24 protein-coding genes are annotated in these 24155 nt (G+C 67.7%); 9 read left to right on the top strand and 15 right to left on the bottom strand.

Annotated elements, in window-relative coordinates:
• Positions 1-76: 76 nt before the first annotated feature.
• The 7 genes from AB6807_RS18445 to AB6807_RS18415 all read right to left on the bottom strand — a co-directional run bounded on the left by AB6807_RS18445 (position 77) and on the right by AB6807_RS18415 (position 6870).
• A complete protein-coding gene (locus AB6807_RS18445) occupies positions 77-1009 on the bottom strand; it encodes an SMP-30/gluconolactonase/LRE family protein (RefSeq protein ID WP_371085677.1) in 933 nt (310 codons plus the stop codon).
• Positions 1010-1065: 56 nt separating this feature from the next.
• Complete coding sequence (locus AB6807_RS18440; protein ID WP_371085676.1) at positions 1066-1980, bottom strand: amidohydrolase; 915 nt, start codon at positions 1978-1980, stop codon at positions 1066-1068.
• 9 nt (positions 1981-1989) lie between these two features.
• Entirely contained in the window at positions 1990-2997 is a 1008-nt protein-coding gene (locus AB6807_RS18435) for a tripartite tricarboxylate transporter substrate binding protein (RefSeq protein ID WP_371085675.1), read from the bottom strand.
• A 46-nt stretch (positions 2998-3043) separates the two neighbouring features.
• Complete coding sequence (locus AB6807_RS18430; protein ID WP_371085674.1) at positions 3044-4048, bottom strand: Bug family tripartite tricarboxylate transporter substrate binding protein; 1005 nt, start codon at positions 4046-4048, stop codon at positions 3044-3046.
• Between the two features lie 37 nt (positions 4049-4085).
• Positions 4086-5027: an NAD(P)-dependent oxidoreductase gene (locus tag AB6807_RS18425; RefSeq protein ID WP_371085673.1), complete on the bottom strand. Its 942-nt coding sequence runs from the start codon at positions 5025-5027 to the stop codon at positions 4086-4088.
• Positions 5024-5725 (bottom strand): RraA family protein, encoded by a 702-nt coding sequence (locus AB6807_RS18420; RefSeq protein WP_286513848.1) that lies wholly within the window; start codon positions 5723-5725, stop codon positions 5024-5026. Before AB6807_RS18420 ends, AB6807_RS18425 begins: the two co-directional genes overlap by 4 nt.
• Positions 5726-5883: 158 nt before the next feature.
• The gene (locus tag AB6807_RS18415) at positions 5884-6870 is read right to left on the bottom strand and encodes a Bug family tripartite tricarboxylate transporter substrate binding protein (RefSeq protein ID WP_371085672.1); all 987 of its coding nucleotides are present in this window, start codon (positions 6868-6870) and stop codon (positions 5884-5886) included.
• A gap of 131 nt (positions 6871-7001) precedes the next feature.
• On the opposite strand from AB6807_RS18415, the gene AB6807_RS18410 reads away from it, so the two are divergent.
• Positions 7002-7838: an IclR family transcriptional regulator gene (locus AB6807_RS18410; RefSeq protein WP_286513851.1), complete on the top strand. Its 837-nt coding sequence runs from the start codon at positions 7002-7004 to the stop codon at positions 7836-7838.
• A 40-nt stretch (positions 7839-7878) separates the two neighbouring features.
• Here AB6807_RS18410 and AB6807_RS18405 read toward each other — a convergent pair whose 3' ends face one another.
• The 5 genes from AB6807_RS18405 to gabT form a co-directional block, all read right to left on the bottom strand.
• Entirely contained in the window at positions 7879-8193 is a 315-nt protein-coding gene (locus AB6807_RS18405) for a toxin-antitoxin system YwqK family antitoxin (RefSeq protein WP_371085671.1), read from the bottom strand.
• A 118-nt stretch (positions 8194-8311) separates the two neighbouring features.
• Positions 8312-8611 (bottom strand): hypothetical protein, encoded by a 300-nt coding sequence (locus AB6807_RS18400; protein WP_371085670.1) that lies wholly within the window; start codon positions 8609-8611, stop codon positions 8312-8314.
• Between the two features lie 152 nt (positions 8612-8763).
• Positions 8764-9636 (bottom strand): helix-turn-helix domain-containing protein, encoded by an 873-nt coding sequence (locus AB6807_RS18395; protein WP_371085669.1) that lies wholly within the window; start codon positions 9634-9636, stop codon positions 8764-8766.
• 277 nt (positions 9637-9913) lie between these two features.
• Positions 9914-10843, bottom strand: a complete 930-nt coding sequence (locus tag AB6807_RS18390) for a 2-hydroxyacid dehydrogenase (RefSeq protein WP_371085668.1) — start codon at positions 10841-10843, stop codon at positions 9914-9916.
• Positions 10844-10847: 4 nt separating this feature from the next.
• Positions 10848-12128 (bottom strand): 4-aminobutyrate--2-oxoglutarate transaminase, encoded by a 1281-nt coding sequence (gene gabT, locus AB6807_RS18385; protein ID WP_371085667.1) that lies wholly within the window; start codon positions 12126-12128, stop codon positions 10848-10850.
• Between the two features lie 250 nt (positions 12129-12378).
• On the opposite strand from gabT, the gene AB6807_RS18380 reads away from it, so the two are divergent.
• Positions 12379-13107 carry a helix-turn-helix domain-containing protein gene (locus AB6807_RS18380; protein ID WP_371085666.1) on the top strand — a complete coding sequence of 243 codons (729 nt, stop codon included), beginning with the start codon at positions 12379-12381 and terminating at the stop codon, positions 13105-13107.
• Between the two features lie 171 nt (positions 13108-13278).
• Entirely contained in the window at positions 13279-14049 is a 771-nt protein-coding gene (locus tag AB6807_RS18375; protein WP_371085665.1) for a class II aldolase/adducin family protein, read from the top strand.
• Positions 14050-14102: 53 nt separating this feature from the next.
• Here the strand turns inward: AB6807_RS18375 and AB6807_RS18370 are convergent, their stop codons facing one another.
• Positions 14103-14981 carry a LysR substrate-binding domain-containing protein gene (locus tag AB6807_RS18370; protein WP_286513869.1) on the bottom strand — a complete coding sequence of 293 codons (879 nt, stop codon included), beginning with the start codon at positions 14979-14981 and terminating at the stop codon, positions 14103-14105.
• Positions 14982-15091: 110 nt separating this feature from the next.
• Between AB6807_RS18370 and AB6807_RS18365 the strand changes: the two genes are divergently transcribed.
• From AB6807_RS18365 to AB6807_RS18345, 5 genes are all read left to right on the top strand, one after another.
• Positions 15092-15682 carry a hypothetical protein gene (locus AB6807_RS18365; protein WP_371085664.1) on the top strand — a complete coding sequence of 197 codons (591 nt, stop codon included), beginning with the start codon at positions 15092-15094 and terminating at the stop codon, positions 15680-15682.
• A gap of 88 nt (positions 15683-15770) precedes the next feature.
• Complete coding sequence (locus AB6807_RS18360) at positions 15771-17390, top strand: rhodanese-like domain-containing protein (RefSeq protein WP_371085663.1); 1620 nt, start codon at positions 15771-15773, stop codon at positions 17388-17390.
• An 84-nt stretch (positions 17391-17474) separates the two neighbouring features.
• Positions 17475-18485, top strand: coding sequence for a Bug family tripartite tricarboxylate transporter substrate binding protein (locus AB6807_RS18355; RefSeq protein WP_371085662.1), 1011 nt, complete (start codon positions 17475-17477; stop codon positions 18483-18485).
• 105 nt (positions 18486-18590) lie between these two features.
• A complete protein-coding gene (gene metC / locus AB6807_RS18350; RefSeq protein ID WP_371085661.1) occupies positions 18591-19796 on the top strand; it encodes a cystathionine beta-lyase in 1206 nt (401 codons plus the stop codon).
• Between the two features lie 78 nt (positions 19797-19874).
• Positions 19875-20324, top strand: coding sequence for a GNAT family N-acetyltransferase (locus AB6807_RS18345; RefSeq protein WP_371085660.1), 450 nt, complete (start codon positions 19875-19877; stop codon positions 20322-20324).
• Between the two features lie 174 nt (positions 20325-20498).
• Here the strand turns inward: AB6807_RS18345 and AB6807_RS18340 are convergent, their stop codons facing one another.
• Both AB6807_RS18340 and AB6807_RS18335 read right to left on the bottom strand, forming a co-directional pair.
• On the bottom strand, positions 20499-21449 hold the full coding sequence (locus AB6807_RS18340) for a class I SAM-dependent methyltransferase (RefSeq protein WP_371085659.1): 951 nt from the start codon (positions 21447-21449) through the stop codon (positions 20499-20501).
• 518 nt (positions 21450-21967) lie between these two features.
• Entirely contained in the window at positions 21968-22972 is a 1005-nt protein-coding gene (locus AB6807_RS18335) for an NAD(P)-dependent alcohol dehydrogenase (protein ID WP_371085658.1), read from the bottom strand.
• Positions 22973-23081: 109 nt separating this feature from the next.
• On the opposite strand from AB6807_RS18335, the gene AB6807_RS18330 reads away from it, so the two are divergent.
• The gene (locus AB6807_RS18330) at positions 23082-24032 is read left to right on the top strand and encodes a LysR family transcriptional regulator (RefSeq protein WP_371085657.1); all 951 of its coding nucleotides are present in this window, start codon (positions 23082-23084) and stop codon (positions 24030-24032) included.
• Positions 24033-24155 lie beyond the last annotated feature (123 nt).

Below are 24155 nucleotides of genomic sequence, written 5' to 3'. Positions count from 1 at the left end.
TGAATGGGTGCTGCGCGTTCGCCGTGCGAAGACGGTGTTGGTTGCTGGCAATTCGCGCTTCGAGATTCGCGCTTTGCTATTTGCTCTCGGCGGGAATCGAGCCATGCAACACGACACCCGGCACGTCGAGCACATGCATCAGCACGTTGCCATGCGTGGAGTCGGTGACGAAAAGCGTCGACCTGTCCGGCCCGCCGAAAGCGATGTTCGTGGTCGACGCACCGGCCGGGCCGCGCAGCACCATCACGGGCTCCGCCCGCGTGTTCAGCACCCAGACGTAGCCCAGCCCCGGGTTGGCCACCAGCACCCGCCCCTGCATGTCGACGGCCAGCCCGTCGGGCCCGCTGGGCCCGTAGGACGTGAAGAACTGGCTCACCTTGGCGACGCTGCCGTCGGCCAGCAGCGGCACGCGCCAGACGCAGTTGCCCCGCGTCACCGCAAGGTAGAGCACCTTGCCGTCGGGAGACAGCGCCACGCCGTTCGGGCTGGGCACGTTCGACAGGAGCAGGTCGAGCTGGCCGCCAGGGCGCAGGCGGTAGAGCCGGCCCGACGGGTCGTGAAGCCCGCTCTGCCCCTGGTCCGTGAAATAGATGTTGCCCTGCGCGTCGAGCACCAGGTCGTTCACGCCCTTGAAGCTCTCGGTGTTGCGCCGCTGCAGGTGCGGCGTGACACTCCCGGTCCGCACGTCCACCCGCATCAAGCCGTTCTTGTAGTCGGTGACGAGCAAGGTGCCGGCGTCGATGAACTTCATGCCGTTGGGTTCGCCGTCGTACTCGGCCACCTGCGTCCAGGCGCCCGCCGGATCGATACGGAAGATGCGGCCGAAGGGAATGTCCGACACGTAGAGGTTGCCCGCGTCGTCGAACGCAGGCCCTTCGAGGAACGAATCGGTCGGCGCCCCGCCGCGGTTGGCGTCGGCCCAGACGCTGCGCTGCGGCCGCCGCAACGGCGCGGGCATTGTGGTGAAGGTCTGCAGTTCGAGCACCTGGGGCGCTTGCAGAAAGTACATGGGGGTCTCCTTGTCAGCCGATGCCGCGGCGTTCGATGCGCGCAGGCCCGACTTGATCACGCAGTGGCGAATCCGTAAAGCTTCGCGGGGTTGTCCACCAGGATGCGCTCGCGCACGACGGCGCTGTCGCACCAGGCCGCGAGCACATTGGCCAGGTCGGCATCGTTGACGGTGTCGGGGGCTTCGGTGGTGTGGGGCCAGTCGCTGCCCCACACCAGGCGCTCCGGCGCCGCGGCGACCAGCGCGCGGCCGAGGTCGAAGGCATCGCCGTAGGCAGGTGCCCCGTCGCGCGACCGCATGTACACGCCCGACAGCTTCATCCATGTGTTGCCGCCATCGAGCAGGCGACGCGCTGCCGCATAGGCCTCGCCTTTGGTGCCTTCGGCCGGATCGATGCGGCCCATGTGGTCGATGACCAGCGGCACCGGCAGGCCGGCGAGCACCGGGGCGAGCGCCACCAGTTGCTCCGGCTGCACGAACACCTGCACGTGCCAGCCCAGCCGGGCCACCTTGCGCGCCAGGGTGGTCAGCATCTCCGGCGTGGTGACGCCCCACGACTGCGGCGTGACGAAGTTCACCCGCAGCCCGCACACGCGCTGCGCCGCGAGCGCATCGAGCGCGCTGTCGGCCACCTGGTGCCCGACGACGGCCACGCCGCGGGCCTGCTCGCCCAGTTGCGCGAGCGCGTCCAGCGTGCAGGCGTTGTCGGTGCCGTAGGTGGAAGGGTTGACCACCACCGTGCGCGAGGTTCCGAGCCGCTGCTGAAGCCGGCGATACGCCGACACCTCGGCGCGCGGCGGCTGGCGCTTCCAGTGCGGCGACGGCGCGAACCGCGGGTCGAAGATGTGCATGTGGCTGTCGCAGGCATCGCGTGGCAGTGGCAGCGCGGGGCGGTCGGTTCCCACCGAATGGGGGACCGGCTGGCCGTCGGGCAAGTCGAGCGAATCGGGCGAGTCAGGCATGGGGTTCATGAAGGGTCTTCAGTCGAGCTTGATGTTGCCCTTGCGAATCACCTCCGCCCACTTCGCGTCTTCCTTCTTCAGGAACTCGGCGAACTCGGCCGGCGTCGAGCCCACCGGCTGCACGCCGACGTCCACGAAGCGGCGCTTCACATCGTCTTCCTTCAGCACCTCGATCACCGCCTTGTGGAGCTTGTCGGCAATGGGGGCGGGCGTGCCGGCAGGCACGAGCAAGCCGTTCCATTCATAGGCCTCGTAGCCGGGCGCCACGGTTTCGGCCAGCGTCGGAACGTCGGGCAGGCGCGCCGAGCGCTGCGGCGACGACGCTGCCAGCGCGCGCAGCTTGCCGGACGACACCAGCGGGTACGAGGCCGCGATGGTGCTGAACATGAAGTCGACCTGCCCGCCCATGACATCGACGATGGCGGGGCCGCCGCTCTTGTAGCCGACGTGCACCATGTCCAGGCCGAGCCGCTGGCGCAACAGCTCCGCCGCCAGCCGCTGCACGGTGCCGCTGCCACCCGACGCGTAGTTCATCTTGCCGGGCTCGGCCTTGGCCTTGTCCACCAGGTCCTTGATGCTCTTGAGCGGCGACTCCGCGCGCACGATGACGATGTTGGGCGCCAGCGCGACCAGCGCCAGCGGCTGCAACGCGTTGCTGGCGTACGGCATGCGGGGGAACAGGTGCGGGTTGATGGAGTACGGCGTGGCGTCGTACAGCACCGTGTAGCCGTCGGGCGCGGCCTTGGCGGCGAAGGCCGCGCCGATGGTGCCGCTGGCGCCGGGCCGGTTGTCGACGATCACGCTGGTGCCCAGCTTCTGGCCGACGCGCACCGCGAGCACGCGCGCCAGGGCATCGGCAGAGCCGCCCGGCGCGTACGGAACGACGAGGGTGATGGGGCGCTCCGGGTAGGCTGCGGAAGCGGAAGCGGAGGCGGAAGCTGAGGCCGGGGCGGCATGCGCGAACAGGGTGGCGAACACAGCGGTGCCGACGCACGCCGCGAGCAGGCCTTTGACGAAATTTTTCATGGTGTCTTCAGTGAGGGGTGACAGCTGCGGCGATGGCGCAGCGCGTTCATTCGCTCTGGAGGTCGAGCGAGCGGGCCAGCTCGCCGTACAGCCTGACCTCCTGCGCCAGCTGCGCGCCGAAGGCATCGCCGCAGGTGCTCTGCGCCTCCATGCCGAGCGAACGCAGCTTCTCCCGCGTGGCGGGCGCCTGCGCGAACTCGGTGGCGACGCGGCGCAGCGCGGCCACCACCTCCGGCGGCGTCTTCGCGGGCGCCAGCAGGCCGTACCACGCGTCGGCCGCGTAGCCCTTGACGCCCACCTCCTCGAAGGTCGGCACGTTCGGCAGCAAGGCCGAGCGCCTGGGCGCCGCCACGGCCAGGGCCGTCAGCTTGCCCGACTGCACCTGGTTCAGCACCGAGCCCAGCGTGGCGAACGAGCTGTCGACCTGCCCGCCCATGAGGTCGGTCGTCGCCTGGGCAGCCCCCTTGTACGGAATGTGGTTCATCGAGGTGCCGGTCAGCTGCGTGAAGTGCGCGCTCGCGAAATGCCCGGAGCTGCCGGAGCCCGGCGTCGCATACGTGCGCTTGCCGGGCTCGGCCTTCACCGCCTGCAGGAACGCGCCGAAGGACTTGACCGGCATCGACGGGCCCACCACCAGCACCGTGGGGCTCACGGCGAGCGAACACACCGGCGCGAACGAGCGCACCGCATCGAACTTGACCCGCTGGCTGTAGAGCGCGGGAATCATGGTGTGGTTGGTCGCGCCCAGCAGCAGCGTGTAGCCGTCTGCCGGCGCGGCCGCGACGGCCTCGGCCGCCAGGATGGTGTTCGCGCCGGGCTTGTTGTCGACGATGAACGGCTGGCCCAGCGCGCGCGATGCGTGGTCGGCAAAGGCGCGCGCCACCACGTCGGTGGGGCCGCCCGCGGAAAAGCCGACGAGCACGCGCACCGGCTTGGTGGGCCATGGCAGTGCCTGCGCTGGAGCTGGCACTTGCACTTGTGCCTGCGCTGCCAGGACCGTCATCAGCCCGAGCGCGGCCACCACGCAGCGGACGCCTTCATTTCTCTTCATGCCTGTCTCCTTTTTCTTGAGCACCGGCCGCCATGCTTCAGGTGGTTGCCGCCTGGCGCGAGAGCACCTGCAACAGGTTCCTTGCCGCACCGACGCCCATGTTCACGTAAGCATCGCTGGTTACGCCGCCGATGTGGGGGCTGAGCACGATGTTTTTCTGGCCCTGGAACGGATGGCCGGGCGCCATCGGCTCGACTGCGAAGCTGTCCAGCCCGGCCATGGCGACCTGGCCCGAACGCAGCGCGGCCAGCAGCGCTTCTTCGTCGATGAGCCCGCCGCGCGCGGTGTTGACGACGATCACGCCGCGCTTGCATCGCGCCAGCGTGTTTGCGTTGAGCAGCCCGCGGTTGTCGTCGGTCAGCGGGCAGTGCAGCGACACGGCGTCGGACTCCGCCCACAGCGTCGCCAGGTCGACGGGCTGCACATGCTCCGGCAGGTTCCCGGCGAAGGGGTCGTGGCCGATCACGCGCATGCCCAGCGCGTCGGCCATGCGCGCGAAGCGCAGGCCGATGGCGCCGAGCCCGACCAGGCCGATGGTGCGCCCACCGAGCTCCAGGCTCTTGTGCGTCGCCTTGTCCCAGTGGCCGGCGTGCATGCGCGCGTCGAGCGCCACCACCGACTTGGCGCAGGCCAGCAGCAAGGCGAGCGCCTGCTCGGCCACGGCAGCCGCATTGGCGCCGACGGCAGCCACCACCTCGATGCCGCGCGCCTGCGCCGCCGCCTTGTCGATGGTGTCGGTGCCGCTGCCGTGCTTGGAAATCACCTTCAGCGAAGGCGACGCGTCCATCACGGCGGCGCCCACCTTGCCGTAGCGCACGATGATGGCCACGGGGTCGTGCGCGCGGCACAGGGCGACCAGGTCTTCTTCGGTCGGCGTCTTGCCGGCGTACACGATGTCGTGGCCTTCGAGCAGTGCGAGCGCCTGCGGCGCCAGGTCGGCGCCGGTCACGAGGACGGTGTTGGCAGCGGCGGCGCTCACAGCGTCTCGCCTTCCTTCAGCACGCCGGCCGTGCGCAGCGCCGTGTTCAGCCATTTGGCGGCGGTGTCGCCCTCCTTGATGGCGGCGATGCGCGCGGCCTCGTCGCGCACCTTCTTGGCCGCCAGCGGCAGCAGCGATTCGATCTTCTCGCGCTCCACCACGACCACGCCGTCGCCGTCGCCGATGACGAAGTCGCCGGGGCGCACCGTCACGCCGCCGATGGACACCGGGTGGCCGATGCGCCCGCCGATGTTCTTCGTCGGCCCGTTCGGGTTGGTGCCCACGCTGAAGACGGGGAAGTCCATCTCGTCGATCTCCAGGCTGTCGCGGCAGGCGCCGTCCATCACCACGCCGGCGATGCCGAGCTTCTTGCAGGCCGTCATCATGATGGTGCCCATGAGGGCCGAACTCAGGTCGCCCTTGCCGTCGATCACGAGCACGTCGCCGGGCTTGGCCATGGCGATGGCCGCGTGGATCATCAGGTTGTCGCCGGGGCGCACTTCCACCGTGATGGCGGTGCCGGCCAGCTTCATGCGGGGGCGCAGGGCCTTGATGCGCCCGTCGAGCGCGCCGCGCCGGCCGGCCACGTCGGCCAGGATCGCGGGCTGGAACCCGGCGGCCTGCGCCACGATGTGCGCGGGCACGCGCTCGAAGTCGCGAATGATGTCGGGAAGGGCATCGGTGAGGGTCGAGGACATGGAGTTGCTTTCCGTGAGAGAGATAAAGGGGGATGAAGGGGAAATGAAGGGAACGAGGTTCAGTCGGGCTTGTCGGCCATGGCGACGACCTCGGGCTGCTCCAGGTGGCGCACGACCTCGTCGTGCAGGCGCTGCACCACCGGCGCGGACATGCAGGGTCAGTCCATCTTCACGCCGGACGACTTCACGATCTCGCCCCAGCGCACGCCGTCGGTGCGGATGAGCGACGCGAACTTTTCCGGCGGCCCGGTCATCACTTCAGCGCCCTGGGCGGCCAGCTTCTTCTGCACGTCGGGCGTTGCCAGGGCCTTGTTGAACGCCGCGTTCAGCTTCACCACGGCGTCCTTCGGCATGGCGGCGGGGCCGGCCACGCCGAACCAGGTCACGGCCTCGAAGTCCTTGTAGCCCGACTCGGCCAGGGTGGGCACGTCGGGCAGGTCGCGGTTGCGTTGCAGCGAGGTGACCGCCAGCGCGCGCAACTGGCCGCTCTTGATCTGGGCGATCAGTGTCGGCACCGACGAGATGTACATCTGGATCTGCCCACCGACCAGGTCGGTGAGGCCCTGCGACGCGCCCTTGTAGGGAACATGCGTGAACTGCACGCCGGCCGCCTTCTGGAACTGCTCGGTGGCAAGGTGGGCCACGGTGCCGTTGCCCGAGCTCGCGTAGTTGAGCGCGGTCGGCTTGGCCTTGGCGGCGGCCACCACGTCGGAGAGCTTCTTGTAGGGCGACGCGGCCGACACCACCACGACCAGCGGCGCCGAAGCGACCAGGCCGACCGGGGCGAGGTCTTTCACCGGGTCGTAGGGCAGCTTCGCGTAGAGCGACGGGTTGATGGCCAGGTTGCTGGTCTGCCCCAGCACCAGGGTGTAGCCGTCGGGGTTGGCCTTGACCGCGGCATCGACACCGATGTTTCCGCCGGAGCCGGGCTTGTTGTCGATGACGATGGTCCAGCCTTCCGAAGTCGCGACCTTGTTCGCCACTTCGCGGGCAATGATGTCCGTGCCGCCGCCCGGCGGGAACGGCACCACGAGGCGGATGGGGCGCGAGGGATAGGCCTGCGCCAGTGCCATGCCGCAGGTGAGAGCGAGGGCGGCGCCGAGGGCCGCGCGACGGGAAATGGAGCTGTTGCTCGAGGTACGCATGGGGTTGTCTCCGAATCGTTCGATGGGTGCCTGGCAGCGGTGCTCCGGGGCATGCGGCGACTTTAGTTTTTCGTTCCGCTCCATACAATGGTGGTCCATGGGACGCAACACGGACCACAGAGTGAAACGAAATGGCCACTGCAAAAAACACGAGCACAGCAAGAACCGCTACCGCGAAACCCGGCACGGCAAGACCCAGGCGGTCGGCTGAAGTCGTCGAGGCGCCGCGCGAAGCCGACCTCGAGGCCACCGGCGGCGTCACGGCGGTCACGCGCGCCCTGCAGCTGCTGGACACCTTCGGCATGCAGGACGAACGGCTGTCGCTGGCCGAGCTCACCCGGCGCAGCGGCATGCACAAGACCACCATCCTTCGCCTGCTTCGCACGCTGGCGCTGGCCGGCTACGTGGTGCAGCGCGACGATGGCGAATGGCGGCTCGGCCCGGCCGCGGGCTGGCTCGGCGCCCGCTACCAGGCCAGCTTCGACGCCAACAACGTGGTCGAGCCGATGCTGCTCGCGCTATCGCAGGCCACGGGCGAGAGCGCGGCCTTCTACGTGCGCGAAGGCAACTCGCGCACATGCCTCGCGCGCGTGGAAGGGCCGCAGCCGATTCGCCATCACGCGCGCATGGGCGCGATGCTGCCGCTGGAGCTCGGCTCGCCGGGGCGGGTGATCCTTGCGTTTTCGGGCGAGCCCGGAAAGCTGTACGAAGACATTCGCAAGAAGGGCTACCACTTCTCCATCGGCGAGCGCGAGAAGAACGTGGCCACGGTGTCGGCGCCGGTGTTCGGCCTGCGCTGGGCCTTGCTGGGTTCTGTGTGCATTTCCGGGCCTTCAGATCGGCTGCCCAAGGCCAAGCTGCTCGGGCACGCGAAGACGATCATGAAAGCCGCCAACGAACTTTCATACGCGCTCGCCGGTCGACCTACGGCGCAGACGCCAGCGGTCGTTTCGACGTGGCATCCGTAGGCAAATTGCGGTGCGGTCGAGTGTTGAAGGCGTCGCGACCTCAACCGTGGTCCGTGCTCGGCTCCTCCGTGCCATCGGCACTCCAGTGCCGCCACACGCCGACCTCCAGGCCCTTTTGATAGCGGCCTTCGGCCGCAGGCTGTCCATCCGGATAGAAGTCGCGCCAAAGGCCCTCCTCTTTTCCTTCGACGTACTGCCCTTGCGACACCACCGCCCCGGCTTCGTCACACGCGACGAACAGTCCGTGCCTGATCCAACGCGTCCGGTCGGGCGACAGCACCCTTGCGTAGCGGAACTTGACGGCGCCTGATTCGTAGAGGATTTCGGCGATCTCGAGGTCGACTGGGTCAGCCATGTTTCCTGGGCATTGGTGGCGTGGTGGAAAAAATGTGATCGCAGCCGTCGGCAGCGGTGGAGCTGGCTCGCGCCATGACACGCGCCACGGCGCGCCCTCAGCGCTCATCACTCATCGCTCATCGCTCGCGAACCAGTTGGGCGTATCGCCACACTCCCCATACCGTTCCGACAGCAATGCCGATGCCCACGCTCCAGCCCGCCGACAAACCGAATCCGAATGCCAGCAGCAGCATCAACGCGGCGCACGCCAGCGAGATGAAAAGCAGCGTGACGAAATCGAAGCGCGCGACCTCGAACGTGTCTTCGGCAACGCCGCGGCTGCGGTGACCCCGCTTGCGGCGCTGGCCCCGGAACAACAAGACATCGAGAACGAAATCGAACAAGCCGACGGAAAGATCGGCCAGGATGCTCCACATCGGGCGGCTCCATGCGTGTGACGGCACCCTGGGCTGTTGTTTTTCTCGCGATGGTCCGGCCAGGGCGATGCGGCGGACCATGACGAAATGTTACCTCGCTCCGACCAGGGAAGCGACTGCACGCCGCGCCCCCTGCAACCCCGCGGTCGCACTCACTCCGCGACAGCCGACTGCGCAGCCTGCGCTCGCGAAGACCGCGCCTGCCGAGCCGGCGAAGGCGCTTCCTTGCGGATGTCCGACGGCGAGCGTCCGTCCACCCGCCGCATGGCGTGCGCCAGCGCGGCGCCGCTGTCGAAGCCGACGCGGAACGCGATCTCGCTGATCGGCAGGTCGGTGCCGCTCAGCAGCTCGCGTGCGGTCTGCAGGCGAATGCCCTGCTGGAACTCGCCCACCGACAACCCGGTGCCGTCGCGAAACAGGCGGGTCACGTGGCGCCTCGAAATGCCGAAGCGTTCGCACAGGGCGTCCAGCGGAATGTCCTCGTCGGCGTGCAGCGTCAGGTACTCCTTCAGGTCGGCCACCAGCGCCATGCCGTGCTCGCGCTTCGACACGTTGGGCATCATCTCGCCGGCGATGACCTCGGCGATGCACTGCACCAGCAGCGCCGCCGACAGCGAGCGCTTGACGCCCGCGTGGCCGTAGGCGCCGTCGTCGCTCTTCATCGCGAGTTCCTGCAGCGTGCGAATGGTCGATGTGCGGCGCACCAGCACGGCGGCGCGGGTGCGGCGGTGAAACTCGCTCAGCGAGCCGATGTCGCGGTCGAGCCGGTGCAGCATGTCGCCGGTGGCGTACAGCGCGACATGGCTGTTGGCACCGATGCCCGCGCGCGTCTTGTGCGCCCGGTTCGACGGCACCACCGCGAAGCGGTCGTGCGACAGCCAGGTGCCCTCGCGCCGGTCTTCGTGCTTGAGCTCGAGCGTGCCCTGGCTCGGCAGGATGAACATCACGCAATCGTGCCAATGCCAGGGCTTGGCGTAGGCGCCGCTGTTGGCCAGGCTGGCATGCCCGTCCTCAGCCGCGATCACCAGGTTCTCGGTTGCCGTATGGCAGAGTTGTTCAAATGACCGCAACATGGGTGGACCGGCCTTTATCGAGTTGGCGAGGTGGCGAGCTAGCGAATGTCAGGTTGGCAGCGTCGACGGGCATGGCGCACCCGAAGTCCGTGGCAGTTCGACAGGCTTCGGGCGGGCCGGGCCCGCCGGGGGCGCCGCATGTCGACAAAGCAAGATTGGCGCCGGAGCGGATTTTGCGCCCTGCGTCCAGTGTGCCCAGCGCCTTGCAGGTCGGCCAACGGCGTTGCTTTCAGTAACCGGCCGCGCGCTCGACCACCCGCAGCAAGGGCGCGTTGGCCAGCAGCCGCTCGCAGTTCTCGGCGATCTGGTTCACCACCTCCGGTATGGGCATCACCGCGGCCATGTGCGGCGTGACCATCACCTTGGGGTGCGCCCACAGCGCGTTGTCCGGCGGCAGGGGCTCCTGGTCGAACACGTCGACGATGGCGCCGCCCAGTTGCCCGGCGTCCAGCGCGGCCACGAGGTCTTGCTCGCGGAGCTGCGGGCCCCTGCCGCAGTGCACGAGCTTGGCGCCGGGCCTGAGCCGCGCGAACAGCTCGTGGCCGAGGATGCCCGTGGTTTCGCTGGTCAGCGGAAGCATGCAGACCAAGATTTCGAGCTCGCCCAGGAACGCGCCAAGGCCCGCGTCGCCGCCGTGCACACGCACACCGTCGATCGGCTTGCCCGAGCGCGACCAGCCGCGCACGTCGTAGCCCGCATCGCGCAGGGTCGTGGCAAGGTGCGCGCCAATCTGGCCCAGGCCCATCACGCCGACGCTCACCTGGCCCGCGAGCCTGTTGGGCGGGCGCTGCCAGATCTTCTCGCGCTGGTTCCTGGCCACGATGTCGAAGCCCCGGTGGTAGTACAGCGTGCACCAGAGCACGTACTCGGCCATGCGCCGGGCCAGGTCGTCGTCGATGACGCGGCAGACCGGCACGTCCGGCAGCGCCGGGTCGCCCAGCAGGTGATCGACGCCTGCACCTATCGAATGCGCCATGCGCACCGCGCGCAGGTGCTCCCAGGTGCCCGGCGGCTGGTTCCAGCAAACGGCCACCTCGGCGGCGCGCGCGGCCTCGTCGGTCGACTTGACGACGGACCAGCCCGGCAGCCGCTTCGCGAGCTGCTCCCCTATCGACGTGTTGCTGTGCAGGAAAGCGCCCGCGACGGCCAGGACAGGCATGGTGTCAGGCCTCCAGAAGCGCGTCGGCCAGCAGCGCGAGCCCCTCTTCGAACACCGCGTCCTCGATGGTCAGGGGGAACAGGAAGCGAATGACATTGCCATGCACGCCGCAGGTGAGCAGCAGCAGGCCCTTGGCAAGGGCAAGGTCCTGCACGCGCTTCACGAACTGCGGCAAGGGGGTGCCGGCCTCGTCCCTGAACTCGATGCCGACCATGGCGCCCAGCCGGCGCACCTGCGTGATCGAGGGCACGCGCTGCCTGAGCCCGTCGAGCTTCTCGACCAAGCGGTCGCCCAGCACTTCGGCGCGTTGTGGCAAGGCCTCGCGGTCCATCACGTCGAGCACGGCGAGCGCCGCGGCAACGGCCAGCGGGTTGCCCGCATAGGTGCCGCCCAGGCCGCCGGGCGCCGCGGCGTCCATCAGCTCGGCGCGGCCGGTGAGCGCGGACAGCGGAAAGCCACCGGCCAAGCTCTTGGCCATGGTCAACAGGTCGAAGTCGACGCCGTGGTGCTCGAGCGCGAACAGTTTGCCGGTGCGCCCGAACCCGGTCTGCACCTCGTCGACCACGAGCAGGATGCCGTGCGAGTCGCAGATCTCGCGCAGCTTGCGCAGCAACGCCGTGGGCGCGATGTAGAAGCCGCCCTCGCCCTGCACGGGCTCCAGCACGATGGCCGCGACGCGGTGCGGGTCCACATCGGCCTTGAACAGGCGTTCGATGGCCAGCACGCTGTCTTCCACGCTCACGCCGAGCGCCTCGGCCGGATACGGAACGTGCCACACCTCCGGCGGCATCGCGCCGAACCCGGCCTTGTACGGGTGCACCTTGCCGGTCAGCGCCATGCCCAGCAAGGTGCGCCCGTGGAAGGCCCCGGAGAAGGCGATGACCGCGCTGCGGCCCGTGGCCGCCTTGGCCACCTTGATGGCGTTTTCCACGGCCTCGGCGCCGGTGGTGAACAGCGCCGTCTTCTTCGCGAAGGCACCGGGCGTGCGGCTGTTGAGCTTCTCGCACAGCTCGACGTAGCTTTCGTACGGCGTGACCTGGAAGCAGGTGTGGTGAAAGTCACGCAGCTGCCGTTCCACCGCGGCCATGACGGCGGGGTGCCGGTGGCCCGTGGCCAGCACGGCGATGCCGCTGCCGAAATCGATAAGGCGCTTGCCGTTGACGTCCCAGATTTCGGCGTTCTGCGCGCGGGCCGTGAACGACTGCGTCTGCACGCCGACCCCACGCGGGCAAGCCGCCTGGCGGCGTTGTTCGAGCACGGTGTTCTTGTCGGGGGTCGCGAGCATGGAAAGGGTCCTGGGCTGGGGGGGTTGAAAACGCGAGCGCGGTCGGCTCGAACAGGGCGCGATTCTATGCATCTCGTGAAAATATAAAAGATATTTTTCACGCAAGTGAATATCTTCAATTTCCGCGTTCGATGATGCGAGCGGGCTTTTCCGGCCCGGCGGCGAAGGTCTGCAAGGTACGATGGCCCCCCGCGTTGTTACAGGTCGCGTGAAGCGCGCCGAAGCGCCCGGCAACCGGGCAACCGAGCCCATGAGCAAGACAAACACCAGCAAGACAAAGCCCGCCGCACCCAAGGCCGCGGCCGTGCGCCGCAAAGCCCCGCCGAAAAAAGCCGTGCCCGCCAAGTCCACAGCGTCCGCCGCGCCTTCCGCGCCTGCCGCGCCTGCCACCTCCCCGCGCAGCAAAGCCAAGAGCGCCGACCCGATGGCATGGCTGGGCCGCGAGATCAAGAGCCTGCGCAAGGCCAAGGGGCTGTCGCTGCAGCAGCTGGGCAGCGCCTGCGGCAAGTCGATCGGCTTCCTGAGCCAGGTCGAGCGCGGCATGAGCACGCCCTCGATCAGCGACCTGCACCAGATTGCCGACACGCTGGAGGTGCAGATCAGCTGGTTCTTTCCCGACGGCGCGGCCGCGGAACCCTCCGACGGCGGCGTGGTCGTCAGGAAGGCGCGGCGCCGCCGGCTCGCCTTCGCATCGGGCATTGCCGACTACCTGCTCTCGCCCAACCTGGACGGCCCGCTGGAGCTGCTGTGGTCGAGCATGGAACCGGGCGCGGAGAGCGGGCCCGATTTCTACGACCACATCGGCCACGAGGGCGGCGTGGTGCTGCGCGGCGCGCTGGAGCTGTGGGTGGGCGAGCAGCACTTCGTGCTGGCGGAAGGCGACAGCTTCAGCTTTCCCAGCAGCACGCCGCACCGCTACCGCAACCCCGGGGACACGATGACCGAGCTGTTCTGGGTCGTCACGCCGCCGTCGTACTGACGCACGGGCGCCCGCGAAAGGACTTGCGCGAGGGGCGCTTGCGACCCCGTTTTACTTGCCCGTCGATTTACGTAATAATGAAAATCTTAGTGCAAATTTTCATTTTCATGGAATATTGTCACGGCGCGCTGGCATCGCGGTCGGTTTTCGATGAGGTCGGGGTACCAAACGATGAACAAGCGCTACATCTATCCGCAGGTGCGTGCGACGGTCGGCGAGGCGGAATGGGCGCAGCGGGTGAACCTTGCGGCCTGCTACCGGCTGCTGGCGCACTACCGCATGACCGACCTGATCTACACCCACGTGTCGGCGCGCGTTCCGGGCGCCTCGGGTGAATTTCTCATCAACCCGTACGGGCTGATGTTCGACGAGATCACCGCCTCCAGCCTGGTGAAGGTCGACCACGCGGGGCGCGTGCTGCTCGACGCCACGGGCATCGGCTTCAACCCGGCCGGCTTCGTGATCCACAGCTGCATTCACCATGCGCGGCCCGGCCTTCACTGCGTGATCCACACGCACACGGCCGCGGGCATGGGCGTGGCCGCGCAGGAGCGCGGCCTGCTCGACATCTCGCAGCACGCCATGCGCTTTCATGGCGCGCTCTCGTACCACGACTACGAAGGCGTGGCGCTGGACGCCGACGAGCAGCCCCGCCTGGTGGCCGACCTGGGCGAGAAGAACAAGGCCATGGTGCTGCGCAACCATGGCCTGCTGACGGCGGGCGAGACCGTGCGCGAAGCCTTCGACCTGATGTTCTACCTGGAGCGCGCCTGCCAGGCGCAAATCGCCGCCCAGGCCGGCGGCGCGGCATTGCGCGAGTGCAGCAGCGAGGTCGGGCGCAAGGTGGCCAGGCAGTTCACGGAGCCGGACGGCAGCGAACTGCACGACTGGCCCGCGCTGATGCGCTTGCTCGACCGCATCGACGACTCTTACCGGAACTAGCAGGCAACGGGCGCCTTCCCGTGCGCCGTGCGCCGTTCGCCTTCGCTCCTTGCTCACACCGCCGCGTCCGCGCGCGGCAGCCGCAGGTGCTTCTTCAGCGTCTCGAACACCTGCCGCGTCACCGGGTTCACGACGTGGCTGCGCACGTAGAGGTGGTAGGCCAGGTCGGGCAGCCGCGGCATGCCGTCGCCCGCGCCCAGCACGCGCAGGCCGGCATCGAGCTGCTCCACGCCGCGCGCCGTCACGCCGAGCCCCGCGCGCAACGCGGCCTTGATGCCGATCAGGCTCGACGAGGTGTAGCGCGGCGTCCAGGCCACGCCCGCGGCGTCGAGCGCCTCGTGGCCGAGCCGGCGGAAGATGCTGGGCCCGTCGGCCATGATGAGCGGCACCGGCTTGGCCGGGTCGTGCACATAGCCCGCGGCGCACAGCCACACGGTGGGCGAGTTGCGCAGCACCACGCCTTCGAACTGCGACTGCGCGTCGGCGCGGTTGGAAATGATCATGTCGACCTCGCCGCTCTTGAGCGAGGTCATGAGGTACGGGCTGCGTCCGATGTGGATGTCGAGCTGCAGCAGCGGCGACGTGCGCGCCACCTCGGTCAGCAGCAGCGGCAGCATGGTCTCGGCCACGTCGTGCGGCGCGCCGATGCGAAGGTTGCCTTCGAGCTGGCCCTGGCGCAGGCTGCGCAAGGCCTCGTCGTTCAGCGCGAGCATGTGGTGCGCGTAGCTGAGCAGGCGCTCGCCGTGCTCGGTCAGGCGCTTCTGGCGGCCCTGCTTGGCGAACAGGGGGTGGCCGATCTGCTCTTCGAGCCGCTGCATCTGCTGCGTGATGGCCGACTGCGTGCGCTCCAGGTGCACCGCGGCGGCCGCGAAGCTGTGGTGGCTGACCACGGCGGCGAAGGAGCGGAGCAGTTCAAGGTCGAGGGTGGCCATACATTAATTTTATTGATGTGTTTGTTGCGCCGCTTGGATTGTTGCGTCATGCGGTCGTCACTAAAGTGAACCCATACCGAACACAGAGCCATCCCCACTGGAGAACACGCATGAGCAACACGTCAGGGCACCGCCAGCAGGCGGTTACCGCATCCATCGACAGCATGAAGAAAGCCATTGGCGGCGCTGAAGCCACGCGCGAAAAGCTCGGCGTGGTGCTGGGCGCGCTGGAGGGCCTGGCCGCGCACACCGAGTACTGGGGCGCGGCCGACTTTCCGGCGCCCGAGGCCGGCGAGCACCAGGCCCGCTACCTGATCGCCGAAGACGCCGACCAGAGCTACGCGCTGTACCTGAACGTGATGCGCCCGGGCAAGAAGATCGTGCCGCACAACCACACGACCTGGGCCTGCATTGCCGCCGTGGAAGGCACCGAGCACAACCGCGTGTACGAGCGCACCGACGACGCCAGCGTGCCGGGCGTGGGCACGCTGAAGGAAACGGCGCTGGTGGTGGTGGCGCCGGGCACCGGCATCGCGCTGATGCCCGAGGACATCCACTCGGTGGAGATCCAGGGCGAAAAGGTGATTCGCCACCTGCACATGTACGGCCGCGCGCTCGAAACGCTGAACCAGCGCACCGCCTACGACCTGGCCGCGGGCACGTACCAGACCATGGGCATCGGCGTGCAGACGCGCCGCTAGGCCCGCGCTTTTTCCCCCTTCATTGCTTCATGCGGGTCGCGCGCTGCGCGGCCTCGCAGGGACCCGTTCGCCTCAACGACTTGCCCTCATGACCTTTTTCATCGACCCGAAGACCCTCAAGACCTGGCTGCACGACGGCGCGGAAATCGCGCTGCTCGACGTGCGCGAGCACGGCCAGTACGGCGAGGCCCACCTGTTCTACGGCATTCCCCTGCCCTTCAGCCGGCTGGAGCTCGATGCGCCCCGGCTGGTGCCGCGCCGCGGCGTGCGGGTGGTGGTGTACGACGAAGGCGCTGCAGCCGATGGGGGCGCTGAAAACGCTGGGAGCAATGACGACGTGGCGCAGCGCGCCGCCGCCCGGCTGGCCGCCCTCGGCTACACCGACGTGCACGTGCTGCAAGGCGGCGCACGCGGCTGGAAGGCGGCGGGCTACGTGCTCTTCGCCGGCGTGAACCTGCCTTCGAAGACCTTCGGCGAACTGGCCGAAGAGGTCTATCACACGCCCCGCGTCAGCGCCGACCAGCTGGCCGAGATGCTGGCGAGCGACGCCCGCGTGGTGGTGCTCGACGGCCGGCCCGTGAGCGAGTTCCACAAGATGAACATTCCCGGCGCCACCTGCTGCCCAAACGGCGAACTGGCCTACCGCGTGCGCCGGCTGGTGCCCGACGCCACGACGCCCATCGTCATCAACTGCGCGGGCCGCACGCGCAGCATCATCGGCGCGCAGACGCTCATCAACCTGGGCGTGCCCAACCCGGTGTACGCGCTGGAGAACGGCACGCAGGGCTGGTACCTGAACGACCACGTGCTGGAGCACGGCGGCACGCGCCGCTACGCGGACGACAGCGGCAACACCGACATGCGCCCCGCCGCGCAGGCCCTGGCCGCACGCTTCGACGTGCCGACGGTGCCCGCGCAGACGGTGCGGCAGTGGGCCGCGGACCCGGCCCGCACCCTGTTCCTGTGCGACGTGCGCACGCCTGAAGAATTCGCGGCCGGCAGCTTGCCGGGCGCGCAGCACACGCCGGGCGGGCAGCTCATGCAGGCTGGCGACCAGTACTTCGGCGTGCGCGGCGCGCGGCTGGTGCTGCTGGACGACGACGGCGTGCGCGCACCCACCATCGCCAGCTGGCTGCGCCAGATGGGACACGACGCGAGCGTGCTCGAAGGCGGTCTTTCGAGCGGGTTGTCGCTGCCGCCCGCGACGCCCCCGGTTGCGTCGCCGCTGGCCACCATCGATGCCCGAACGCTGGCCGCTCGCATCGAGAGGAACGACGTGGCCCTGGTCGACCTGCGCGGCAGCATGGCCTTCCGCGCCGCCCACATTCCGCAGGCGCGCTGGTCGATACGCCCGCGCCTGGCAGCCGATGTGAAGAACGAGACACGCCAGCTCGTGCTGGTGGCCGACGACGCCGCGCTCGCGGCATGGACGGCGGCGTCCGAACGCGTGGACGCGCACGCGCCCGCGCCGCTGCTGCTCGAAGGCGGCATGGCCGCCTGGCGCGCCGCCGGTCTCCCCGTGGAAGCCACGCCCGCGTTGCCCGCCGACAGCGACTGCATCGACTACCTGTTCTTCGTGCACGACCGCCACGACGGCAACAAGGAGGCGGCACGACGCTACCTCGCGTGGGAGACGGGACTTGTCGCGCAGCTCGATGCGCAGGAGAAGGCGGCCTTCCGCCTGCCTTCGGCCGCTTCGAAACCTTGACTGCGAATTGAACAAAGCAACGCCCCGAAAGCAACCCGTTTTTTTCTGTTCCTTCCTGTCCGTTTCTCTTCCAGGAGTTCCGTCATGTCGCCTGTCAGTCGCATCTCGCACCTTGCCCGCCTTGCCGTCGCTGCCCTGGGGCTCTCCGCGCTCGCGGTGCAGTCTCACGCCGCGGAGCCGCTGCCCCCGCGCAACGGCTTTCCGTCGCAAACGGTGAAGTTCATCTCGCCCTTCCCGCCGGGCGGCGGCAACGACGCCACGGCGCGCCTGGTGACCACGCGCCTGCCGGAAATCATGGGCCAGGCCGCGGTGGTCGACAACCGCGGTGGCGCGGGCGGCAACATCGGCGCCAAGGCCGTGGCCGACGCCAAGCCCGATGGCTACACCGTGCTCACGTCGCAGGTGTCGATCATGGCCGTCAACCCCTCGCTGTACGCGCAGGCCGGCTTCGACCCGATCAAGAACTTCATTCCCATCACGCAGATCAACGCCGCGCCGCTGGCGCTGGTGGTCGATGCCAATTCGCCGCTGAAGAGCTTTGCCGACCTGGCCGCCAAGGCCAAGGCGAGCCCCGGCAAGGTGACCTATGCCACGCCGGGCAACGGCACGCTGTCGCACCTGGTGGGCGTGGTGCTGGCCAAGGACAAGGGCGTGGAAATGACGCACGTGCCTTACAAGGGCGCCGGCCCCGCGCTCACCGACCTGCTCGGCGGCCAGGTCGATGTGCTGGTGACCTCCACCGCGTCGGTGTCGGGCCTGGTGCAGAACGGCAAGCTGCGCGTGCTGGCCGTGACCAGCCCGCGCCGCATCGGCGTGTTCGCCAAGGTGCCCACGCTCGAGGAGCTGGGCTACGCCGGCGCGCGCTTCGAGGACTGGTACGGCTTCTTCGCGCCGGCCGGCACCCCGCCCGAGCGCGTGGCTTACCTGAACGAAGCCATCGTGCGCACGCTGCACCTGCCCGAGGTGACCAAGCTCGTGACCGACGGCGGCAGCGAGGTGGTGGCCAATTCGTCGGAAGCGTTCGCGGCGCAGCTGCGGCAGGACATCGAGCGCTGGTCGCGCATCGTCAAGCTCTCGGGCGCGCGTGCGGACTGAACACCGCAAGACCTCGCAAGACCCTGGTCCGTCCCGGACGGTCCGCGGTTGAAGCAACATAGCGGCCCGACCATCGCGAACCGAACCTTTCCAGCCTCGCTCACCATGACCGACTCGCACGCCACCCCTGAAGACCTCGCGCCCGGCACCCGCCTCACGCGCACCGGCAAGACGCCGTCGTATGCCGGCGGCTCGCCGGTCAACACGCCGCTGGTGCGCGCGAGCACGGTGCTGTTCGACAGCGTGGGCGCCATGCGCGACGCACGCGCCCGCCGCGACGGCGAGCGCATCTTCAGCTACGGCGCGCGCGGCACGCCCACCACCTTCGCGCTGGAAGACGCGGTGAGCGAGCTCGAAGGCGCGTACCGCACCCGGCTCTTTCCCACGGGCCTGGCCGCCATCGGCATGGTGCTGCTGTCGTACCTGAAGCCGGGCGACCATGTGCTGATGTCGGACAGCGTGTACGAGCCCACGCGCAACCTCGTGCATTCGTTTCTCGCGCCCTACGGCATTCGCAGCAGCTTCTTCGCGGCGGACGGCAGCGGCATCGAAGACCTGTTCGAGCCCACTACGCGGCTGGTGTACGCCGAGTGCCCCGGCTCGCTGGTCTACGAGATGTGCGACCTGCCCAGGCTCGCCGCGCTGGCGCACGCGCGCGGCGCGCTGCTGGCGGCCGACAACACCTGGGGTTCGGGCCTGCAGTACCGCCCGCTGGCGCTGGGCGCGGACATCTCGACCATGGCCGCGACCAAGTACCTGTCGGGCCACTCCGACGTGATGATGGGCACCGTGGCCACCACCGAGGCCGCATGGCGGCCGCTGAACGAGCGCTGCGACGCCTTCGGCATGACCGTGAGCCCCGACGACGCCTGGCTGGTGCTGCGCGGCATCCGCACGCTGTCGGCGCGGCTGCAGATGCACGAGCGGCACGCGCTGGAAGTGGCGCACTGGCTGGAGCAGCGGCCCGAAGTGGCCACCGTGTTCTGCCCGGCGCTGCCGCAGCACCCGGGGCACGACATCTGGAAGCGCGACTGCAGCGGCACCAACGGGCTGCTGTCGATCGAGCTGCAGCCTGGCATCGACAACGCGGCGGTGGAGCGCTTCGTCGATGCGCTCGCGCTGTTCGGGCGCGGCTCGTCATGGGGCGGCTATGAAAGCCTGGTGGCGTGGACGAACATGCGCGCGGCGCGCAGCGTGACCGACTGGAGCAAGCGCGGGCATGTGGTGCGGCTGCATGTCGGGCTGGAGGCGCCGGGGGATTTGCTGGCGGACCTGGCGCAGGGGTTTGTGGCGATGGCGGCGCAGAGATGAAGGCGGAAACGCGTGAAGACGTGAAGGGCAAGTCCGGCCAAGATGTCGCGGCCCCTTCAAATATTTCCAACAACTGATATGCAGCAGCTCGTTTATCTTCAGCCACCTAAATTGGCTGACGAGCGCGAGTTCCTTAACTCAGTCAAGAAGAGTGGCGACCTTCACAGCCCTTGGACCTCGCCGCCGTCCACGCCTGAACATTTTCAAGCGTACCTAGAAAGAATGTCTACGCATGAAAACGCAGCATTTCTTGTTTTCCGGCATGCCGACGACGGCCTCGTCGGCGTCTTCAACATCACCAATATCGTCAGGGGCGCGTTCCAAAGCGGCTATCTCGGCTACTACGTTTTCGCCGGACACGAGAGACAAGGCCTGATGAGGAAGGGGTTAGAGGCGGTGGTTCGCTTTGCTTTCCAAGACCTCAAGCTGCATCGGTTGGAAGCCAATATCCAGCCGACCAACGTCGCCTCCATCGCGCTTGTGAAAGCCTGCGGCTTTCTGAAGGAAGGTACTCACCTCGCTACCTGAAAATAAACGGGCGTTGGCGCGATCACGAGCGATGGGCGGTCCTCGCTCCATAGAAATTTAGCTGGCGGTAGTTCGACGCCAGTCGGCCAAGACCAGTCATTCGACAGCTTGCTTCAACTCACACGAAGGCGCTCCATGGGGCCGTCCGCCCGCGGCGCGAATGCGCAGCGCCCTTCAGACCTCAGGTTGAATACCCGGCCGCGCCCGGTACACCAACACCTTCAGCGACCGCTCGTCGGACACGTCGGGAAAGGTGCTTGGATTCGCCAGTCTTTCCACGAAATCCAGTTCTGGCGCCAGTTCGCTCATTTGCTCCTGCAGGAATTTGGGTCCCAGTTCCGGGGCATTGAGGCATAGCAGGACAACGCCGTCGGGCTCCAGCAGGTCAGGCAAGCGCTTGATCAGCCGGGCGTAGTCCTTGGTCGCAACGAAACTTCCCTTTTGATAACTCGGTGGGTCAACGATGATCAGCCCGTAAGGGCCTCCGCGCGTGATTTTCCCCCACGAACTGAAAACGTCATGCGGGAGGAAGCTCGCGCCGGCGAGCACGCCGTTGGCGCGGTGGTTCTGTTGCCCCACGGCCAGAGCGCCCTTGCTCATGTCCAGGTTGGTGACGTGCCGGGCCCCTGCCTGCAATGCGACCACCGAAAACGCGCAGGTGTAAGCGAAAAGGTTGAGCACCTTGACGCGCGACCGGGCGTCTGGGCGCGTCTTCACAAACGCACGAACCCAGCGCCGTCCTTCGGCCATGTCGAGAAACAGCCCGTGGTTCTGGCCCCGGCCCACGTTGACGCGATAACGAGCACCCTCCTCGGTGACCCAATGCGGGTCGGGCACCGAACCGCCCATGAGCTGTGTGCTGCTCTGGCCTTCATGCCGGCACTGAAACACCCATTGCAGCGTTTCACCCGGTGCCAACTGCGACCAGCGACGCTCCAGTGCAGCGCCAATTGCAGCCAGTTCGCCGTCGGTCGCAGGCTTGAAGCTGGTCAGCACCCAAACCGGCGGGAAAAAGTCCAGCGACAAGTGAGCGCACTCGGGATGAAGCCCACCGCGGCCGTGGAAGATGCGCTGCGCATCCGCCGGTGCGGACATTGAAGCGATTGCGTCGAACAGGGGCTGCATGGGCATAGGCTCTCATTCTGACCGGATACCGCGGTGGTCCTGGCCAAGACTTCACTGGGCGAACTGGACCGCCGAGCCTCAGAAAAGGCCGGAAGCACCAGAAGCATGCTGACAACGAGCACACCTGCTCTGTTCCATTGGAGTTGATCTACCGGTGACAAGCGGCTTTTCGCGGGCGCTCGGACGGCGTTCGACTTTCCAGCCCCTGCCCAATCTGTGGAGAGAAGTCGCTTTGTCGATACGGGAGGCGTTGCAGCGCACATGGTGCGCGCCCCGGCTTTGTCGGACCAGGAGCGCTGTGGGCACGGTGTTCGCTGTGCCTCTCGTATGAGCACTCCCCAGGTTTGGTACCTGAGTGGTGGAAAGCCATTCCGCTGTCCAACGAGCATCGTTTCACCGCGGAGCCTGAGGAAGTCGAACGGTCGCTTCGGCTTCAAAAGCTACTTTGACGGAAGCACTCCAACTACTGTAATCGGCCACGAGCGGTCACTCAACTGCACGTTCAGGTTGACGAGGCCTCAAAGCGAGACGACGACCTTGCCGAATGCCCCGTGCTCCAGTTGCGCAAAGGCAGCCGGCACGTCGGCGAAACCGTAGACCGAATCGATGACGGGTTTGAGGTGCGTCGAGTCGATGGCGCGGCTCATGTCTTCCAGTGCGCAACGATGCCCGACGCTGATGCCTTGCACGACAGCCCGGCTGCGGATGAAGTCGAGGGCTTGGGCCTCGACCTTGCCTCCATCGATCACGCCGATCAGCGAGACCCGGCCACCGGGCGCCACAACGCCCAACGACCGTCCCAGGTTCGCACCTCCGACTGTTTCCAGCACGTGATCGACACCGCGTCCGCCCGTCAGACGCCTGACCTCGGCGGGCCAGTCGGCTTCGCGCGCAATGACATGCGTGGCGCCGAGCGCCATTGCCTTGTTTCGCTTGTCAGCACCACCTGAAACCACGATCGCCTCTGCGCCATGCATCGCCGCAAACTGCAAGCCGAACAACGCGACGCCGCCCGTGCCATGGATCAATACCGTGTCGCCGGCCTTGAGCGAGCCCTCTTCGAAGTAGGAGAACCAGGCTGTGAGCGCGGCGCAGGGCAAGGTCGACGCCTGTTCGGGTGTGAGTGTTCGTGGCGCGGTCACAGCCCATTGCTCGTCGAGCAGCACATGCGTCGCCAAGGCGCCCGGGCCAGGCCCCCCCAGAGAGAACGTACCCGCGGGCGCCTTGCCGTCAAACCACCCAGCGACGAAGGTGCTGATGATCCGCTCGCCGCCTTTCCAGCGTGTCACGCCCGGGCCCACGGCTTCCACCACGCCGGCCAGGTCAGACACGGGCGTGAACGGCAAGGGAGGCGTCCACGCGTAGTTTCCGCCCGTGATCATCAAGTCGCGGTAGTTCAGCGAGACCGCTTGCGTGCGCACAAGGATCTGGCCGGCGGTGGGTGCGGGCATCGGCACCTCCACCTGCTTCAAGCTGCGGCGGTCGAAGGAATCGATCTGCCAGCGTTGCATCGTGGTTGTCATGAGAGGCTTCTTTCCAAGGAGGGAGGAGGACGATGCGCTCGATGCTATTGGCTCTCACGAATCACCGGTGTGGCATCTCATTCACAAGATTGCGTCCTAGAATTCGCCAATGAGCGAACGTCTGGACGGTATCGAGGTCTTCGTGGCGGTGGTCGAAGCGGGCAACTTCGCCGCGGCGGCCGACAAGCTGAAGCTCACTCGCTCTGCAGTGGCCAAGAGCGTGGCTCGGCTCGAGGCCCGGCTCGATACACGGCTTTTTCATCGCACGACGCGCAGCCATCGTTTGACGGAGTCTGGACAGGCTTACTACGAGCGGTGTCGACGGGCGCTAGACGAACTGACCGCTGCAGGCGAAGAACTCGAAGCCGGGCGGCAGGAACCGCTCGGCCGTCTGCGGCTCACCATGCCGATCATCATCGGCCGGCTGCTGATCGCGCCGCTGCTGTTCGAGCTGGGTGTGCGGTATCCGCAACTGTGCTTCGACATCACATACAGCGACCGGCGAGTCGACCTGATCGAGGAAGGCATGGACCTGGCCATCCGCAGCGGTGCGCTCGACGACAGCACGACGCTGGCCGCGCGCTCGCTCGGGCGGCAGGTGATGGGCGTCTATGCATCGCCGGGATATCTGGCCGGCCACCCGCGGCCTGCGTCGTATGAAGATCTCGTGGCGCAGCGCGAGTCGCATCGCTTCGTCGGCTATGCACGCCAAGGCTGGCGACAGCCTTGGCGCTTTGCCTCCGCGGACAACGCAGATATCAATCTCCCCTTTGAAATCGAGTCGCGCTTCGTCTGCGATTCGCTCGACGTGGTGATGGACGGCGCGATCGCCGGCTGGGGTTTGACACGCATACCGGTCTGGATGGCCGCGCGGGATGTCGAGGCCGGACGGCTGGTCCGCGTCTTCGAGGAGCGCGTACCCTTCGGCTACGAACTCAACGCCGTCTGGCCAAGGATGCGGACGCTGCCGATGAAGGTGCGGGTCGTGATCGACCTGGTGCTTGATCGCCTCCCCCGCCTGATGGCGTCGGGAAGGGCTCGTAGTCTCCATACGAAATGAGAGGAGACGCCTTTCTTAAAAACGCGCAGCTACTGCTGTCGGCCAGAAGCATCGGTGATCGGGCGGGTTGATTTGACCTGCGGAGTTCTCTTCCTAGACTCGTAGATCCACTACGAAGGAGAG

Source organism: Variovorax sp. RCC_210, from assembly GCF_041355175.1.
Taxonomy (GTDB): domain Bacteria; phylum Pseudomonadota; class Gammaproteobacteria; order Burkholderiales; family Burkholderiaceae_C; genus Variovorax.
This window is presented reverse-complemented; position numbering and strand designations above follow the sequence as displayed.

What these genes read in the sequence shown, in the direction of transcription:
- AB6807_RS18445 (WP_371085677.1), bottom strand. Translation starts at nt 1,009, where the DNA reads ATGTACTTTCTGCAAGCGCCCCAGGTGCTCGAACTGCAGACCTTCACC.
- AB6807_RS18440 (WP_371085676.1), bottom strand. Translation starts at nt 1,980, where the DNA reads ATGAACCCCATGCCTGACTCGCCCGATTCGCTCGACTTGCCCGACGGC.
- AB6807_RS18435 (WP_371085675.1), bottom strand. Translation starts at nt 2,997, where the DNA reads ATGAAAAATTTCGTCAAAGGCCTGCTCGCGGCGTGCGTCGGCACCGCT.
- AB6807_RS18430 (WP_371085674.1), bottom strand. Translation starts at nt 4,048, where the DNA reads ATGAAGAGAAATGAAGGCGTCCGCTGCGTGGTGGCCGCGCTCGGGCTG.
- AB6807_RS18420 (WP_286513848.1), bottom strand. Translation starts at nt 5,725, where the DNA reads ATGTCCTCGACCCTCACCGATGCCCTTCCCGACATCATTCGCGACTTC.
- AB6807_RS18415 (WP_371085672.1), bottom strand. Translation starts at nt 6,870, where the DNA reads ATGCGTACCTCGAGCAACAGCTCCATTTCCCGTCGCGCGGCCCTCGGC.
- AB6807_RS18410 (WP_286513851.1), top strand. Translation starts at nt 7,002, where the DNA reads ATGGCCACTGCAAAAAACACGAGCACAGCAAGAACCGCTACCGCGAAA.
- AB6807_RS18405 (WP_371085671.1), bottom strand. Translation starts at nt 8,193, where the DNA reads ATGGCTGACCCAGTCGACCTCGAGATCGCCGAAATCCTCTACGAATCA.
- AB6807_RS18400 (WP_371085670.1), bottom strand. Translation starts at nt 8,611, where the DNA reads ATGTGGAGCATCCTGGCCGATCTTTCCGTCGGCTTGTTCGATTTCGTT.
- AB6807_RS18390 (WP_371085668.1), bottom strand. Translation starts at nt 10,843, where the DNA reads ATGCCTGTCCTGGCCGTCGCGGGCGCTTTCCTGCACAGCAACACGTCG.
- gabT (WP_371085667.1), bottom strand. Translation starts at nt 12,128, where the DNA reads ATGCTCGCGACCCCCGACAAGAACACCGTGCTCGAACAACGCCGCCAG.
- AB6807_RS18380 (WP_371085666.1), top strand. Translation starts at nt 12,379, where the DNA reads ATGAGCAAGACAAACACCAGCAAGACAAAGCCCGCCGCACCCAAGGCC.
- AB6807_RS18375 (WP_371085665.1), top strand. Translation starts at nt 13,279, where the DNA reads ATGAACAAGCGCTACATCTATCCGCAGGTGCGTGCGACGGTCGGCGAG.
- AB6807_RS18370 (WP_286513869.1), bottom strand. Translation starts at nt 14,981, where the DNA reads ATGGCCACCCTCGACCTTGAACTGCTCCGCTCCTTCGCCGCCGTGGTC.
- AB6807_RS18365 (WP_371085664.1), top strand. Translation starts at nt 15,092, where the DNA reads ATGAGCAACACGTCAGGGCACCGCCAGCAGGCGGTTACCGCATCCATC.
- AB6807_RS18360 (WP_371085663.1), top strand. Translation starts at nt 15,771, where the DNA reads ATGACCTTTTTCATCGACCCGAAGACCCTCAAGACCTGGCTGCACGAC.
- AB6807_RS18355 (WP_371085662.1), top strand. Translation starts at nt 17,475, where the DNA reads ATGTCGCCTGTCAGTCGCATCTCGCACCTTGCCCGCCTTGCCGTCGCT.
- metC (WP_371085661.1), top strand. Translation starts at nt 18,591, where the DNA reads ATGACCGACTCGCACGCCACCCCTGAAGACCTCGCGCCCGGCACCCGC.
- AB6807_RS18345 (WP_371085660.1), top strand. Translation starts at nt 19,875, where the DNA reads ATGCAGCAGCTCGTTTATCTTCAGCCACCTAAATTGGCTGACGAGCGC.
- AB6807_RS18340 (WP_371085659.1), bottom strand. Translation starts at nt 21,449, where the DNA reads ATGCAGCCCCTGTTCGACGCAATCGCTTCAATGTCCGCACCGGCGGAT.
- AB6807_RS18335 (WP_371085658.1), bottom strand. Translation starts at nt 22,972, where the DNA reads ATGACAACCACGATGCAACGCTGGCAGATCGATTCCTTCGACCGCCGC.
- AB6807_RS18330 (WP_371085657.1), top strand. Translation starts at nt 23,082, where the DNA reads ATGAGCGAACGTCTGGACGGTATCGAGGTCTTCGTGGCGGTGGTCGAA.